At 39.1% G+C, this 15532-nt stretch carries 13 protein-coding genes and 1 tRNA gene; 1 reads left to right on the forward strand and 13 read right to left on the reverse strand.

The genetic code is table 11. The annotated features are described in order from the left end of the window. Positions 1-28 precede the first annotated feature (28 nt). A complete protein-coding gene (locus tag P6280_RS03905; protein WP_283237048.1) occupies positions 29-1279 on the forward strand; it encodes a hypothetical protein in 1251 nt (416 codons plus the stop codon). A gap of 94 nt (positions 1280-1373) precedes the next feature. On the opposite strand, the gene P6280_RS03910 is transcribed toward P6280_RS03905, so the two are convergent. The 13 genes from P6280_RS03910 to P6280_RS03970 form a co-directional block, all read right to left on the reverse strand. Continuing rightward, positions 1374-2240: a 5'-3' exonuclease gene (locus tag P6280_RS03910; RefSeq protein WP_073503596.1), complete on the reverse strand. Its 867-nt coding sequence runs from the start codon at positions 2238-2240 to the stop codon at positions 1374-1376. A gap of 225 nt (positions 2241-2465) precedes the next feature. Beyond that, positions 2466-3362 carry an OriC activity response regulator gene (locus P6280_RS03915; RefSeq protein WP_000697549.1) on the reverse strand — a complete coding sequence of 299 codons (897 nt, stop codon included), beginning with the start codon at positions 3360-3362 and terminating at the stop codon, positions 2466-2468. Positions 3363-3378: 16 nt separating this feature from the next. Continuing rightward, on the reverse strand, positions 3379-4599 hold the full coding sequence (locus tag P6280_RS03920) for a bifunctional 2-C-methyl-D-erythritol 4-phosphate cytidylyltransferase/2-C-methyl-D-erythritol 2,4-cyclodiphosphate synthase (protein WP_283237049.1): 1221 nt from the start codon (positions 4597-4599) through the stop codon (positions 3379-3381). Positions 4600-4620: 21 nt separating this feature from the next. Next, positions 4621-6051 (reverse strand): DegQ family serine endoprotease, encoded by a 1431-nt coding sequence (locus P6280_RS03925; RefSeq protein ID WP_017283927.1) that lies wholly within the window; start codon positions 6049-6051, stop codon positions 4621-4623. Positions 6052-6095: 44 nt separating this feature from the next. After that, on the reverse strand, positions 6096-7538 hold the full coding sequence (locus P6280_RS03930; protein ID WP_283237050.1) for an amino acid permease: 1443 nt from the start codon (positions 7536-7538) through the stop codon (positions 6096-6098). Positions 7539-7733: 195 nt separating this feature from the next. Then, positions 7734-8273 (reverse strand): CDP-diacylglycerol--glycerol-3-phosphate 3-phosphatidyltransferase, encoded by a 540-nt coding sequence (gene pgsA, locus P6280_RS03935; protein ID WP_017180879.1) that lies wholly within the window; start codon positions 8271-8273, stop codon positions 7734-7736. Then, entirely contained in the window at positions 8270-8878 is a 609-nt protein-coding gene (locus tag P6280_RS03940) for a hypothetical protein (RefSeq protein ID WP_283237051.1), read from the reverse strand. Before P6280_RS03940 ends, pgsA begins: the two co-directional genes overlap by 4 nt. A gap of 9 nt (positions 8879-8887) precedes the next feature. Then, the gene (locus P6280_RS03945; RefSeq protein WP_096419759.1) at positions 8888-9676 is read right to left on the reverse strand and encodes an enoyl-ACP reductase; all 789 of its coding nucleotides are present in this window, start codon (positions 9674-9676) and stop codon (positions 8888-8890) included. Next, on the reverse strand, positions 9673-10575 hold the full coding sequence (dapA, locus tag P6280_RS03950; RefSeq protein WP_283237052.1) for a 4-hydroxy-tetrahydrodipicolinate synthase: 903 nt from the start codon (positions 10573-10575) through the stop codon (positions 9673-9675). The genes P6280_RS03945 and dapA overlap by 4 nt, the downstream gene beginning before the upstream one ends. Positions 10576-10589: 14 nt before the next feature. Then, complete coding sequence (pqqE, locus tag P6280_RS03955; RefSeq protein ID WP_283237053.1) at positions 10590-11924, reverse strand: zinc protease PqqE; 1335 nt, start codon at positions 11922-11924, stop codon at positions 10590-10592. Then, a complete protein-coding gene (locus tag P6280_RS03960) occupies positions 11921-12976 on the reverse strand; it encodes a quinone-dependent dihydroorotate dehydrogenase (protein ID WP_283237054.1) in 1056 nt (351 codons plus the stop codon). The genes pqqE and P6280_RS03960 overlap by 4 nt, the downstream gene beginning before the upstream one ends. A gap of 36 nt (positions 12977-13012) precedes the next feature. Then, positions 13013-15040: an RNA degradosome polyphosphate kinase gene (locus P6280_RS03965; protein ID WP_283237055.1), complete on the reverse strand. Its 2028-nt coding sequence runs from the start codon at positions 15038-15040 to the stop codon at positions 13013-13015. A gap of 93 nt (positions 15041-15133) precedes the next feature. Next, a tRNA-Pro gene (locus tag P6280_RS03970) sits at positions 15134-15211 on the reverse strand. Positions 15212-15532: the final 321 nt, after the last annotated feature.

A 15532-nucleotide genomic window follows, 5' to 3' on the forward strand; every position in this document is an offset into this window, starting at 1 on the left:
TTGAGTTTAAATCCACGATGAGTTTTTAATGCAATACAAGAAAAATAAGAAAAGATATTATTATTTAGCGTTATGGATCCTTTTTTTAAATGGTCTGTCTTTGAAAGCTTTAGAAATCGCCGTAAAACCTTTTGGCTATTTGGGGCTATTGTATAATCAAGGGACGCAAAAAAACCCTCACAGCTATGTGGGGGCTTTAGCACGCCTTGGGGTGGATTTTTCTTATAGCAATGGGTGGTCCTTTGGCATTGGAGCGATTGGAGCTTGGAATATTTATAACAAACAGCGTTTGGCCAACCTTTACATCAGTCTGGGGAATTTTTTTGGTAACCCTAACAATGTTAAACCTTATTTGAGCGCTGGCGATGTTTCTGATGCGTATATTCAATACACTAACCAGCGTTTTAAAATAGCTTTAGGGCGTTTCAATACCGATTTTGTGGATTTTGATTGGATAGGGGGTAATATTCAAGGGGTTTCTGTGGCTTTTAAGCAAAATTCCATGCGTTATTTTGGGATTTTTATGGATAGCATGCTTTATAATGGGCATCAAATCAACAAAGAGCAAGGGAATAGGATCGCTACTTCCCTAAACGCTCTAGCGTCTTATGATCCTGTGTCTAAACGCTTGTATGTGGGGGGGGAAGTGTTTGTTTTAGGCACAGAATACAGGCATGAAAATCTTAAAGTGGTTCCTTTTATTTTAACGGATACCCGCTTGCCTTTGCCCACTCAAAATGTTTTGGTGCAAGTGGGGGGTAAGTTGGAGTATGACGCTTCTTTAGCTAAGGGTTTCACTTCGCACACTCTAGTGCATGGCATGTATCAATACGGCAACACTGATATTGCCACCAACGCTAAAAATGCCGGCTTGTTTTTGATCGATCAAACTTTTAAATACAAAATTTTTAATTTTGGAACGGGTTTTTATATCGTTCCGGCAAGAAACAATAAGGGCTATCTATGGACTTTTAATGACAGGACTAAATTCTATGGCCGTGGGATCAACGCGCCCGGCGTGCCAGCGATTTATTTTGCAAACTCTAGCATTTCAGGCTATGTTTTTTTAGGGCTTAAGACTAAAAGGGTGCGTTTAGATGCCATGGTGGCTTTTGGGGATTACCAAGAATATTCTTTAATGAGCAGTTTTAGGGTTTGGACTTATAGGGGTTTGTCTTTTGATATGGGTGGGGGGTATGTGTATGCTTACAATTCTAAAGCCACGAGAAAAAGTCTTGGAAATAGTTCTTTTGTCTTTTTTGGGAAGTTTTTGTTTTAAAAAACACCATCTTTGCAATCAATAGCGGAAGAGATTGTGCAATAAAGTAAGCGATAATTTCTTTTTTTTTTAAGAAATCAAAGATAAAAATGTTTTAAGAAATTCTTTTAAAATCAGGTCTTTGGGGTTTTTTAGGGAAAAAAGTTTTTTTAAACTCAGGCTCCCATAGTTTGATCACGCCATGGTGGGTCATCTGGTGCATATTGACTAAACGCATGTTTAAAAGAGCCTTTTCTTTAGCTTCGCTATCGCTCAAATCTTCTTTAATTTTGAACGCTTGAATAATCTGCTCCCACAGCTCATGCTCTTTAGCGTCTTCGTTTAAAAAATCTTTATAATTGAAGCCACCAATCCCTTTAACCCCTTTAATATTATCCCCCTTATCTCCCACAACGCACTGATAATAAGCAAAAAAATGAGCCTCTTTTTGACTCACATTAAAAAAAGCGTTGGTTTTGAGGTTGAAATGAGAGCCTCTATTGGAATACAAAATATCCTTATCCATGCTGGCTATCACATAATTTTGGGGGTCTTTCTTTTTGTAAAAAGAGATAATATCATCGGCTTCATATTCAAAACAATGTTCGCCCTGGATCCTAGCCCCTTTTTTTAGGGGGTATTTTTCCACTAAAGCGATTTTTAGAGCTTTTAAAAGAGATCTAAAATCTTCATTAAATTGGTGGCGTTTTTGTTTGTAATGATCGCACAGCTGGTATCGGAAACTCTCTCTGCCCCTAGTGATAAAAAAAAGCGTTTTAGAGCAACGGGTTTTGCGCATGATGGATAAAATTTGAGTGGTGAGAAAGATTATGCCCACCTCTTGCAAGCTGCAAGCGGCGAATCTTTTAGGGAGCGTTTTATTAGAGAGCAAACGCCTAACAATATTAGGGATAACACAATCAATGTCTAGTAAAAGGGTTTTTGAATGCGTGAATCTTGCCTTGTTAAACGCTTGTCTAATGGTTAATCCTTAAGTTGAATTTCTCTTTTTTAAAGGCTAAACTATTATAGTAAATATATAGCAAATAATAAGTTATTTTAATAATAATTAGCTCTATTCTCATTAAATACGCTAAATTTTGAGAGGTTATCGCTTGCTTTAGATCTTTTGATTGTAAAAACGCTTTGGGCATTTTTACATTTTATGATCAAACGCCCAATGAAAACAGGGCTTAAGGATTTTCTTTTATTTGCGCGGCAAATTATACTTCCGGCGTTTTTCCCAAAGGCTTTTGCGGCTAATGCCAAGCTTGTTGGCTAATTCTGTATCGGTGCAAGTAGAAGAAAAATGCCTGATCGCTTCTCTTTCATATTCTTGAATGGAAAGGAAAGTCGTGTGGTTGCTGAACAAAGATAGGGGTTTGTTGCCGCATTCAATGCTCACAATTTTAGGAAATTCTAGGGGTTCTTTATGGGTATAGGACAAAACAATAGGGCATGAACGGGCCAATTCTAACAATTTCAATTGCTCATCTTTTTTAAGCTCTTCTAAATGCATGATGTAAAAAGGGCGTTCTAGTTTGTCTTTAATTTTGTATAGTTCTTTCCAAGTGGTATCCTTTAGAGAGAAAAAAGAAAAATCCATTTGCCTTTCTTTAGCGTATTGCAATAAATAAGCGTTCGCAAGCTCTTGAGAGGGCGTGTGGATGATAAAGGGCGGCCGGTAAGAAAAATCTTTAGGCAAGGGCAATTCCGCATGGATAAAGTCTAAGTAATTTTCATAAAATCCTAGGCGAGCGGTCATTTCTTGGTAGGCTTTGTGGTATTGAATCTTACGCAACAATTCATCCATTTTAAAAGGTTTTAGAATATAATCTCTCGCTCCCGCTTGAATGGGTTTATTCACGCCATCTTCATTGACATGCGAAGCCATCATGATAATGATTTGTTTGGAATTATAACGCACAAAATGTTCGCAACGCCCTTGAGTGCAAACTTTAGAAGAAACCAAAATCACATCATAAGGCTCTTTATTTTCCTCTGAAATGCTAGAGATGATCTCGCAAAAATGCCCTAAATCATGCAAATTATGCGAAATACTCCTAGCTAGCGCTAAATCGTCTTCAATGATCAAGATTTTCATCAATTCTTCCTTACCTTTAAAGTTTTTGTTTATAACGCATGCTCACATGCGCTTGGACTAACAGCCCTTCTTGTTTGCCAATGAACCCCATTTTTTCCATTGTGGTGGCTTTCAAGCTGATTTGAGATTTTTCTAAACCCAAAAGTTGGCTCAAATTCTCTAAAATCGCCGGTTTGTAAGGAGTGATTTTGGGGATTTCGCTAAAGATAGTCGCTCCCATTTCAAGCAATTCAAACCCAATGCTTTGAGAAAAATCCAACACGATTTTTAAAAGCTCTTTAGAAGAGGCGTTTTTGTATTGCGGGTCATTATCAGGGAACCATTCGCCAATATCCCCCCCTTTAATCGCTCCTAAAATCGCATCAATAACCGCATGCAACAAAGCATCGCCATCGCTATGGGCCTTTAACCCAAACTCGCAATCCAAAACAACCCCCCCTAAAACCATAGGCTTATCTTTAATGAATGCATGCGTATCAAAGCCCATGCCTATAAAAGTGTCTTTTGCTGGGTTAAAAAAGAACGCGAAATGCCTCAAATCGCCGCTCGTGGTGAGCTTGTGCAAATCCTTACTGCCTTCAATATAGCTCACACGATTAGGGAAAGCTTGTAAAATCGCGCTGCTTTCATCTTTAAAATCCCCTTGATTTAGGGCTGATTGGAGCGTTTTGGTGTGGCTTAATTGCGGGGTTTGAATGAGTTTGATCGCTTCTCTGTCTAAAGCCTCGTTATAATAGATCGCTGTGTCATAGCAAGGCAAGTAAGGAGCGATGCAATAATGGCTGGTTTGTTGGAGGGTTAAAAACAAACTTTTGAGCGCTTCAATATTGGCCAAACCCCTAGCCACATCGCTGGTGATCGTGTAAGCGCTATCAATTATTTTTAAAGCGTTACGAACGGATTCTTGCCTTGATGCTCCGCCTTTTACAAGCTTGATTTCAGGGTAGTGGCGTTTGATATAAATATAATCCAATTCGCTTACGACTAGAAGGATTTCTTTAAAGTCTAGGGCTTCTTTAAAGCTTTCATAAACGCTGAGCCATAAGGGGGTATGATTAGAGCGCAGCCATTGTTTTTTGATGGTTTGAGAAAATCGTTTCGATTCCCCAGCAGCCAATAAAACAACGCTCGTTTGTTTAACAAGCGTTTCTAGCGTTTCTTTAGTTTCAAAAGGGTCTTCTTCCAAACTTTCTAAAGAGAGTTTAAAAGCTTCCCCATTCACTCTAATCAAAGACATGCGACTAACAACCCACCTCTATCATTTCACCAAAATGATCCTATAACCTTGATTCAAATCTAAAACTAAGAATCGTTTGGGTTTGCCTTTATACTTTTCTAAAGCATGGTTAAAATCCGCAACGCTTTTAACTTCAACCTCTTCAATTTTTGTGATAATGTTACCTTGCCTAAAGCCGGCTTGCTCTGCTGGGGAATTTTCATTCACTTGAGAAACTAAAACCCCTTGAACATCATCACTCAAACGCATAGACCTTTTGGTTTTTTGAGTTAAATCTTCTACTTGAAGCCCGTTCAATTGGCCTTGCGCGCCGTTTTGAGCAGAAATTGTTTCTTTTTTGTTAGGGTTTTTCCTTTCGGCAAGAGTGAGGGTGAAGGTGCGTTCTTTTTTATCTCTAATGACTTTTAAGGTTACTCTTTGATTGGGTAGCATAGAGCCGATTAGATTTCTCAATTCGTTCGTGTTTTTAACCTTTTTCCCATTGACTTCAGTGATCAAATCCCACACCAAAATCCCTGCTTTTTTAGCCGGAGAGTCTTTTTCTACGCTAATGACTACCGCCCCTTCTTTATTGTCATAAGAATTTTGCAAATCGCCGCTCAAATCTTGCAAGCCCACGCCCAAGTAACCTCTCTCAATCTTACCGGTTTTGATGAGCTGGGTTACAATATCTTTAACCATGTTAGAAGGGATAGCAAAGCCAATGCCGTGGTTGCCCCCGGTTTTAGAGATAATAGCGGTATTGATCCCCACTAACCCTCCACGGCTATCAATCAAAGCGCCGCCGGAATTTCCAGGATTAATGGAAGCGTCTGTTTGAATGAAATTCTCATAGCTGTTGATCCCAATCCCGCTTTTATTGAGCGCTGAAACAATGCCTTGAGTAACGCTTTCACCCACGCCAAAAGGGTTACCAATCGCAAAAACCAAATCGCCCACTGAAATATCGTTAGAATCAGAGAATTTGATCGTGGGCAAGTTGTCTTTAGTGATGCGAATCACCGCTAAATCGCTTTCAGAGTCCGTGCCTACTAAAGTAGCGGAATATTCTTTATTGCTCCCTGGAATGGTAACTTTAATCTTATCTGCGCCATCAATCACATGGTTATTAGTTACAATATAGCCATCTTTAGAAATGATTACGCCGCTGCCTAAAGCCCTTTCCATTCTTTCTTTAGGAATCATGCCGCCCAAATCCCCAAAAAATTGTTGGAAAAAGGGGTCATTAAACACACCGCCACCTATAAAATTGTTTTTAATCTTCTTTTCAGTGGAGATATTCACCACCGCTTTAATCGAATCCTTAATCGAATCGTGGTAAGAATAGATCGTATCGTCTTTAGAGGGGACACTCACTCGCTCTTTAACTTTGGGCATGCTTTGGATTTGGATATTGCCCGCATTCAAGCTTAACGCTAAAGCCAAAGAGATAAAAAGGGTTTTTTTCATCATGGTTACTTCCTTAAAATTTGCTAAACTTCAAAATTAAAAAAAGATTATATCAAATCTTTTTTGTTATTTTCATTAGCTTTTTGTGTAAAATAGTATCCAATGTAACACACAATGGCAAAAACAATCGTTAAAATCATCCCAATGCGTTGATCTTTATCCATAGCCGAACCAATCACGCCGATGACACACCCAGTGATCCCTATGAGTTGCAAAAAGGGTAGAAAGGGGGCTTTATAAGGCAAATCCGCTAAAGAATGCCCGGCTTTTAAGTATTGCTTGCGGAAAGAATATTGCAAAACAGACACGCTAACCCACACAATAATCACCGTGAAACTGATCACATTAATCAAAGCTTCCACGACATTTTCTTTGGCATAAATTTGGACTAAAAGCCCTATGAGAGAAAAAGAAAGGGAAAAAAACATCGCATAAGTGGGCGTGCCTTGTCGGTTGAGTTTGGAAAAAACCTTAAAAAACATCTTTTGTTTGGACAGCCCATAAATCATGCGGCTCGCTCCATAAAGCCCTGAATTAGCGGTAGAAAACATCGCCGTAATGATAACAGCGTTCATTATATCAGCCACATAAGGGATACCCATGCCAATAAAGGGCAAATTGATGCGTTCTAAAACGCTCACAAAAGGGCTTTGCGTGATAGAAGAATCGCTCATGGGTAAAAAAACAGAAATGACAAACACAGAGCCTAAAAAGAAAAAGACAATCCGCCACAAAGTCGCTTTAATCGCTTTAGGCATCACTTCGCTAGCGTTTTTAGTTTCTCCCACAGCCACCCCAATCACCTCTGTGCCGGTGAATGCGAAAATCACTGCAAGCATCGCACTAAAAACCGCTGCGCTTCCGTTAGGGAAAAACCCCTTATCGCCAAAATGGAAATTATCAAAAATAGAACTAAACCCATGCAAATAGATTTGATAAATGATCCCAATCGCACCAATGCCTATAAAAGCGATCACCGCTAAAACTTTAATCAGGCTGAAGAAAAACTCGCCTTCAGCAAAAATTTTAACCGAAAAGAAGTTCAATAAAAAAACTAACGCAATGCATAAAATAACCCAATAATGGATAGGAATACCAGCAAACCAGCGTTGCATGATCATGCCTATAGCGATGTATTCTAGCGCCACCGTAATCACCCAGCCAAGCCAATACATCCAAAAAACCATATAGCCCGTGCCAGGGCCTATGAATTTAGCCGCATAATCCCCAAAGCTTCCCGTAGTGGGATAAACGCTAGCCAATTCGCCTAAAGAGAGCATGATACAATAGACCACAAGCCCTCCAAAACAATAAGCGATCAAAGTCCCTAAAGGGCCAGCACTCGCAATATTACCTCCAGTGCCTACAAAAAGCCCTGTGCCAATCGCTCCCCCAAAGGCAATCATTAAGAGATGGCGCATTTTCATGTCTCTTTTAAGCTCGCCTTGTTTTTGCGCGATATTTTGATGCGTTATCTTTTGATTGTCCATGCGACACCTCCTTAGATTGAAAATAAAAATAGCTTGAATTATAACAAAAATAAAATAAAATGATTTTTTTTAATTGAATATTGAAAATAAAATTTATAAAAAAACGAAAGAATTAAGGTTAATGTTTATCAATATTTGATGAGAACGGAGCTTTGAGGTATTTTTTAAAAAACGCTAAAAACTTCTTCTAAAACATTAAGATTTATAATATTTAATAGTGTAATCTATCCCCGAATAAAGGGTTAAAAAAACCGCTATAGCCACAAGTGCATAAGAGTAAGTTACATCAGCCAATAAAGCGCCAATCGCCACGACTTGAGAAACGGTTTTATACTTGCCTAACGCATTGACAGGAATATCCTTTTTTTCATTAGCGGCTAAGACTCTAAGCCCTGAAATAAAAAATTCACGCCCTAAAATCACAAACGGGATCCACGCATTCACACGATCCAAATGGACTAACCCTAAAAACGCACTCAAAATAAGGATTTTATCCGCTAAAGGGTCAAAGATTTCCCCAAAGCGCGATCTGGCTTTATAGCTTCTAGCGATGTATCCGTCCAATAAATCCGTTAGCGCGGCAAACAAAAAAACCAATGAAGAGATCATGTTGATGTGAAAGGGGGTTAAAAAACTAAAATAAGTGCGCGTGTTTAACAATAAAAATAATAAAAATAAGGATAAGACGATGCGTAAAATCGTTAAAAAATTAGGCAGGAGTTTTAAAATTTTCATGCTTTCAAAAAGACTTGTGAAAAATTCAAAAACGCGCGCCCTAAAAATCCCAGTGCCACACACATTAAAATCACAGCGATCGTTAAAAAAATGACAACTAACGCTTGCGCTAAAATCCCTAAAAGAGCCAGCATGAAACTAAAAAGCAATAACCTAAACCCGCTTAAAAAAAACCTTTCTTGCGTATAAAGGCTCAATTCTCTATAGAGTTTATGCAAATAAAAAATAGAAACGCCATTACCGATTAGTGAAAGAGCGTTACTGGCGTTAGGGATAAGATAGCTTAAAAGGGCGCATAAAATCACCGCCAAAAAACTGAAAGCAAAATTTTCAAAAAAACTCAGATGGCGTGTGATTTTAGAAAGCCTGTAAAAACCAATGGCTCCGGCAATAAACCCAAGCGCGCATAAAAAAAGAGACAATAAAACGATATAAGCTAGTTGATTATTAAAGAGGTTAGAAATTTGAAACGATTTTGCCCCGCTTGAAACAAGAAAAAGCACTAGCAAGATAGCCCCACACAAAGGGGCGAAAAAATAGCACAACAAACATTTTTTAATGAATTGCAACTCTTTGTTTTGGTGGATGTGAATAATGTTTTGCAAGAAATATCTTTATTTAAAAGTAGTCCCGCCATCTACAACGATCGTTTGCCCTGTAAGCCAACCGCTTTGGGTTTCATCGCATAAAAAATAAGCCGCTCCGGCTAGATCGTTAGGATTGCCCATGCGTTTTAGGGGCGATTGCTCTTCTACTTTTTCTTTAATCTCCACATAATCAGGGAAGGCTTTCAAAGCGTCCGTATCAATAGGCCCGCCACTCACCGCATTCACTCTAATGTTAAACTCGCCTAAATCAACAGCAGCGTATTTGACCATGGTTTCTACGGCGTTTTTAGAATTGCCATGCCCGGCGTAATTAGGCATATAGACTAAATTCCCGGTAGAGCTTAAGCTCACGATCGCCCCACCGCCTATTTTTTGCATGCGTTTTGCCGCTTCTTGAGCCCCCACCACAAACGCTAACACAGTGGCTGTGTAAATATTGTTTAACCCCTTAGGTTTTAATCGCATAAACGGCGCAAATCCGCCCACGACAGAACGCCCGTAAATAATAGCGTTAGAAATAAAAAAATCCACTCTGTCAAAATCAGCGTCAATTTGCTTAAAAAGCTCCGTGTATTGCTCAGGCTCTAAAACATTGAGGGGGTAGGCTTTGGCTTTAATAAAATATTTTTGCTCCACATCTTCTATAATTTTGTTGGCTTCTTCAACATTTTTATTGTAAGTGAAAGCGATATTCACGCCGCTTTGAGCGAAGCGATACAATATCGCCTTGCCAATCCCTCTAGTCGCGCCGCTGATCACTAGGGTTTTATTTTTCATGTGATTGGAATTGTTCATGCAATGACCTCATATTGTTGTAAAGTTTTTTCTAAAAGTTGAATCGTTTCTTTGCTTGGGGCCACTAAAGGCAGTCTGTAGCTTGGGTTTTCAATCAAGCCGGCTAAATGCATAGCCATTTTAATAGGGATAGGATTTGTTTCTACAAAAAGGGCTTGGTGCAAAGGAAAAAGCTTGTTTTGGATTTCTAGGGCTTGTTGGTATTCAAGTTTGAGCGTGCAATTGACCATTTGTGAAATCAGATTGGGCATTAAATTACCGGTTACTGAAATCACGCCACACCCCCCTGAAAACATGATGGAGTGGTTGAGTGAATCTTCCCCACTAAAAATTTTAAAATCTTTTTCGTAATAATGCAATTCTGTCACTCTTTTCAAAGAGCCAGACGCTTCTTTAATGGCTTTAATGTTAGGGACTTCTCTAAAGAGTTTGAGAGCGGTTGAAACTTCAATAGACACGCCTGTTCTACTTGGCACATCATAAAGCATGACAGGGATTTCCACCGATTGAGCGATAGTTTTATAATGTTCAAACAAGCCTTGTTGGGTGGGGCGGTTATAATAGGGGCTTACGCATAAAATCGCATCCGCGCCGATTTTTTGAGCGAACTTTGCTAAAGAAAGGGACTCGCTCGTGGCGTTACTGCCCACACCGGCTAACACTTTCATGCGCGAATTTGAGAGCGTTTTAGTGTTTTTGCAAGTTTCTACGGCGATTTCAATGCAGTGCATATGCTCTTTATGGGTGAGCGTGGCGGATTCTCCTGTCGTGCCAACAGGCACGCATGCGTCCATGCCCTGAAAAATTTGGCGCTTGATCAAGGCTTCATAAACGGCCTCATCAACGCTCAAATCTTTTTTAAAAGGCGTAATTAACGCACTAGATGAATGAAATTGCATGTTATAAGGCTCTTTTAAGGTTTCAAAAACACGGTGGTTGATTGGGTGTCTTTAAAATATTCATTGGCCACACGCACCAAATCGCTCACCTTTAAATCCAAAAATTGTTGCTGATAATCCGTCAAGCCTTGAATATCGTTTTGCACTAAATAGTCCGCAAAAAGCCCCGCAACATCGCTAGAACTTTCTAAATTAGAAATAAAGTCAGCTTTTTGATTGATTTTGATCTTGTCTAATTCAGCTTGAGTGATTTCGCCTTTTTTAAGCTTTTCTAAAAGCGCTACGATTTCTTTTTGCAAGGCTTCGGCTTTGACATTGGGATTACCCCCCGCAATGAATAAAAACACGCTTTCATCTTGTAATTGCATGTTGTGCGAGAAGGCTTGAGAAGCCAGGCGTTTTTTATCCACTAATTCGCTTTGCAACCATGAGCTTTTACCCTCGCCTAAAAGCTTGCTTAACGCATCTAGGGCGACTTGATCTTTATGCTTGAAAGCAGGCACTTTATACCCAAGGGCTACCCATTCTAAATGGACCCCATCTTTATGCACGACTGCCGTTCTGACTCCATCTTGCTTAGGCTCTTTCATGTAAGGGGTGGGGATAGTTTTTCCATCAAGGTTTTTTAAGGATTCAAAATGCTTTTTACTCAATTCAAAAACCTTTTGAGAATTGACATCGCCTACCACTAAAATAATAGCGTTTTTAGGCTGATAGTAGAGCGAATGGAATTTTTTAATGTCTTTTAAAGTCCAGTTTTGAATATCGTCCATAAAACCAATGGGCGTCCAATGGTAGGGGTGATAGACATAAGCGGTGTTAAAAAAGCGGAAATAAAGCATGCCGATAGGGGAATTATCAGTGCGCCATCGCCTTTCTTCAGCGACCACTTGACGCTCAGGCAAAAACTCATCTTCTTTTAAATTCAAAGAACCCATGGTTTCAGCGAACAATTCTAAAGATTTATCCAAGTTAGCTTGACTGGTTTTAATAAAATAGCGTGTAATATCAAAGCTCGTAGAAGCGTTACTCACGCCCCCAAAACGCTTAACGATCTTGTCAAATTCGCCGGCCTTAAGGTTTTTAGTGCTTTTAAAATTCAAATGCTCTAACATGTGAGCGATCCCGCTCTTGCCCATGACTTCGTTTCTAGAGCCGACTTTATAAAGCACATCCACTTCTATAACCCCGGTTTTATTTTCTAGGGGGACGCTTACGACTTGCAACCCATTCTTTAAGGTAATACTCTCATGTTTGGGTAAGTAAGATTGTGCGTGCATGCTCGCTCCTAAAGTGACTAACAAGACAGAACTAAGCCTCAAAAGTCTTTTAACAGAAAAATGTTTCATCTTAAATCCGCTCCTATAGCCTCTTTGACGCTCAAAAATCCATCTTTTTGGAGTAATTTTACCAAATCTTTAAGAATATTTTGGCATAAATTTGGCCCATTGTAAATAAAAGCGCTATAAATTTGTAACAGACTCGCTCCCATTTTAATCCTTTCATAAGCATCTTTGGCATCGCTAATCCCCCCCACAGAAATAAGAACGCTTTTATTAAAAAAAGCTTTAGCCAGTTCTTTAAAGATTTCACGGCTTTTTTTGGTCAAGCATTTCCCGCTCAAGCCCCCCATTTCTTTAGGAGCGAACACTAGGCTTTTATCAATCGTGGTGTTAGTCGCAATGATTCCATGCGCTCCTGATTCAATAGCGCTATTGACAACCTCTAGCATGGCGTCTGTTTCTAAATCCGGGGCGATTTTTAAAAATAAAGGCTTATGAGTCATTTCTTTAGCCATGCAAAAAAGCTCATTCACAAACGCTTTGTTTTGTAAATCCCTTAAATTAGGGGTGTTGGGCGAAGAAAGGTTGAAGGTGTAATAATCGCCAATGTTTAAACATTTATTTAAAACCGCTTTGTAATCTTCTAGGGCATGCGCTTGCTCTATGTGTTTGTTTTTGCCTAAATTGATGCCAATAGGGGTTTTATAAGGGGCGAAGCGATTGAACGATCTCACTCCTAAAACCGCTCCATGATTATTAAACCCCATCGCATTTTGCAAGGACTCTTCTTCAATGTGCCTGAAAAGCCTTGGTCTTTCATTCCCCATTTGTGCTTCATTGGTGAGAGTGCCTGCCTCTAAATAGCCAAACCCAAAAGCGATTAACGCCCTGAGCATGGAGATATTTTTATCAAAACCAGCGGCTAATCCTAAGGGGTTAGGGAAATGCAAGCCTAAAATTTCATTTTCAAGCTTTGGGTTTTTATAACCCCATTGAGAATCAATCAAACGACACAAAAAGGGCGATGAAGAAAGCATTTTTAAAATTTTACACACTTTTTCATGCGCGTCTTCAGCGTCTAGGCTAAAAAGATATTTTTTTAATAACGAATAAAGCATTTAAATCCTTATCTTTTATGATTTGAACGATAACCCTTAAAAGGTTTTAAGGGCTTGTTTTTCAAAATAATCCTGCGAATTTAAAGGATCGTTAGGGTTTGAAACTTTTGCGTAACGGCCTTTAGAATTTAACTCGTAGCGTTTTAGAGTGTCTTTCAATTGGATTTCTAGAACATGTAACAATTTATTAGCGATCTTTGGGTTTGTGGCCGGGACAAGCAATTCCACGCGCCTTTCTAAATTTCTGGGCATTAAATCCGCGCTAGAAAAATAGATATTCTCATGTTTAAAATAATAAATGCGTGCATGTTCTAAATATTTCCCCACAATAGAATACACCCTGATATTTTCGCTCAATCCCTTGACTTGGGGCTTTAAACAGCAAATCCCTCTAATAATGAGATCAATTTTAACCCCTTTTTGAGAGGCTTGATAGAGCCATTCAATGATTTCGCTATCCACTAGGGCGTTGGCTTTTAAAATGATATAGCCTTCTTGTTGGTGATTCATTTCATTTTGAATGAGTTCAATGATTTTAGGCTTGATCTGTTTGGGCGCCATAAAAAGCGTTTCTAATGCGCTATTAGTTGCGCTGCTAGTGAGTAAGGAATGGAAAAGCTTGATAATGTCGTTAGCGATTTCATTTTTAGTACTAAAAAAACTCACATCGGTATAGATTTTAGCGCTCAAAGGGTTGTAATTGCCCGTGCTTAAATGGGTGAAATGGCGTAATTGGTTGTCTGTTTTTTTAGTGATCACTAGCATTTTGGCATGCACTTTGAGTTTGAAAACGCCATGAACGACTAACGCGCCCGCCCTTTCTAAAGCTTTTGCCCAATGCAGATTGCTTTCTTCATCAAAGCGCGCTTTTAATTCCACTAAAACGCTCACTTGAATCTTGCTCGCTGCTTCAATTAAAGCTTTGACAATGGGGGAATGCTTGCCCACACGATAAAGCGTCATTTTGATAGAAAGGGTGGTGGGATCGCTAGCGGCTTGCTCTATTAGATCAATCACGGGCTCAAAACTTTCATACGGGTGGAACAGCAACAGATCTTGCTTTTCTATGGATTTGAAAAGATCGTTTTCATTGAAATGAGGGTGGATTTTGGGCGTGAAATTGGGCGATTTAAGCGCTTTAAAATCGCTATGATTGACCAATTCCCACAAATCCCCTAAATTGAGCATAATCGCGCTTTTATAGGTATGCATGCCGGTGAGTTTGTGCTTTTTGTAAGAGTGGGTTTGAAAACTCCTTAAAGACGCTAAAAGGGTTTTTAAAAGCTCTTGACTGCCTTTTTGAGTTTGCAAGCGCACGATTTCGCCTTGATTGCGTTTCCTTAAACTCTTACTCATCAAATCCGCATAATCATGCGCTTCATCTTCAGTGATGGCAATATCCGCATCGCAAGTTACTCTAAACGCCATGCAATCTAAAATCTCATGCTCTAAAAACAATTCTTCTAAATGCGCTTCTACGATTTCTTCAGCCAGCACAAACAAGCCTTTTTCTAGCTCTACAAAACGGAAGATAAAAGAGGGGAGTTTGATGAGCGCATAGGAGATGGTTTGGGTTTCTTTGTCTTTAATGCGGGCAAAAAGCGCAAAAGTCAAATTCCCTAAAGGCGGGAAAGTGTGCGAAGAATCCAACTTAAAAGGCAAAACTAACGCATAAAGTTGCTCTTTAAAATAGGTTTTAGCCTTAGCTTTTTGCTCTAAATTCAATTCATTATAGGGGGTGATACAAAGCCCTTTTTTAAAGAGTAGGGCTTGGATTTTTTGAAATTCTAACTCCCTTTCTTCAATTTCATGCGCTAAATAATGCTTGATTTTTTCTAATTGTTCTTCAGGGCTTGCGCCATCAATGCCTTTAGAGGCGATTTTATGCTCATAGAGTTGTTTAAGCCCTGCCACTCTTATCATGTAAAATTCGTCTAAATTCGTGTCATAAATGGCTAAAAATTTCAAGCGCTCTAATAAAGGCAAGCTCTCATCTTTGGCTTCGTTTAAAACCCTTGTGTTAAAAGCTAACCATGAAAGCTCTCGGTTAAAGAAACGATTCAATAGAAATCCTTTAAATCATCATGCTTAAAAATCATTTTGCTTGGTGTGATTATATAATGAAATGATAGTAATTGAAGCTTTTTTAAAAAGTCATGGTCGGAGTAGCGGGATTCAAACCCACGACCTCACCCACCCCAAGGGTGCGCGCTAATCAGGCTGCGCCATACTCCGCAATCAAAAAGAGAGATTGTAGCATGAGTTTGCTTAGTTGTTGTTTAAAAACTCTTTTTTGTAAAACTTCATTTTTTGAATAAAACTTCATTTAACCCTAAAAGATCGCTTAAAATTTTTTAGCGTTTTTTGGGTTGATTGTTTCTATAATAAACGAACGCAAGTAGTAATCTCTTGGTTTTCTCTTTGGTTGCGGTATTTGGAGTATGTTAGGGTTGAGGGTAACAGTGGGTGGTTACCTCAGAAAGGAGATAACCTAACATGAGATTAGTAATCATAGTTTTAATGGCACTCGCAACGCCACATTATACTAAAATTTTG

The sequence above is a fragment of the Helicobacter sp. 219-2 genome, from assembly GCF_030053225.1.
Classification (GTDB): domain Bacteria; phylum Campylobacterota; class Campylobacteria; order Campylobacterales; family Helicobacteraceae; genus Helicobacter; species Helicobacter pylori_C.

Coding starts and splice junctions, on each gene's coding strand:
- P6280_RS03960 (WP_283237054.1), bottom strand. CDS start 12,976: ATGCTTTATTCGTTATTAAAAAAATATCTTTTTAGCCTAGACGCTGAA.
- P6280_RS03925 (WP_017283927.1), bottom strand. CDS start 6,051: ATGATGAAAAAAACCCTTTTTATCTCTTTGGCTTTAGCGTTAAGCTTG.
- P6280_RS03920 (WP_283237049.1), bottom strand. CDS start 4,599: ATGTCTTTGATTAGAGTGAATGGGGAAGCTTTTAAACTCTCTTTAGAA.
- dapA (WP_283237052.1), bottom strand. CDS start 10,575: ATGCAATTTCATTCATCTAGTGCGTTAATTACGCCTTTTAAAAAAGAT.
- pqqE (WP_283237053.1), bottom strand. CDS start 11,924: ATGAAACATTTTTCTGTTAAAAGACTTTTGAGGCTTAGTTCTGTCTTG.
- P6280_RS03915 (WP_000697549.1), bottom strand. CDS start 3,362: ATGAAAATCTTGATCATTGAAGACGATTTAGCGCTAGCTAGGAGTATT.
- P6280_RS03930 (WP_283237050.1), bottom strand. CDS start 7,538: ATGGACAATCAAAAGATAACGCATCAAAATATCGCGCAAAAACAAGGC.
- pgsA (WP_017180879.1), bottom strand. CDS start 8,273: ATGAAAATTTTAAAACTCCTGCCTAATTTTTTAACGATTTTACGCATC.
- P6280_RS03905 (WP_283237048.1), top strand. CDS start 29: ATGCAATACAAGAAAAATAAGAAAAGATATTATTATTTAGCGTTATGG.
- P6280_RS03945 (WP_096419759.1), bottom strand. CDS start 9,676: ATGAACAATTCCAATCACATGAAAAATAAAACCCTAGTGATCAGCGGC.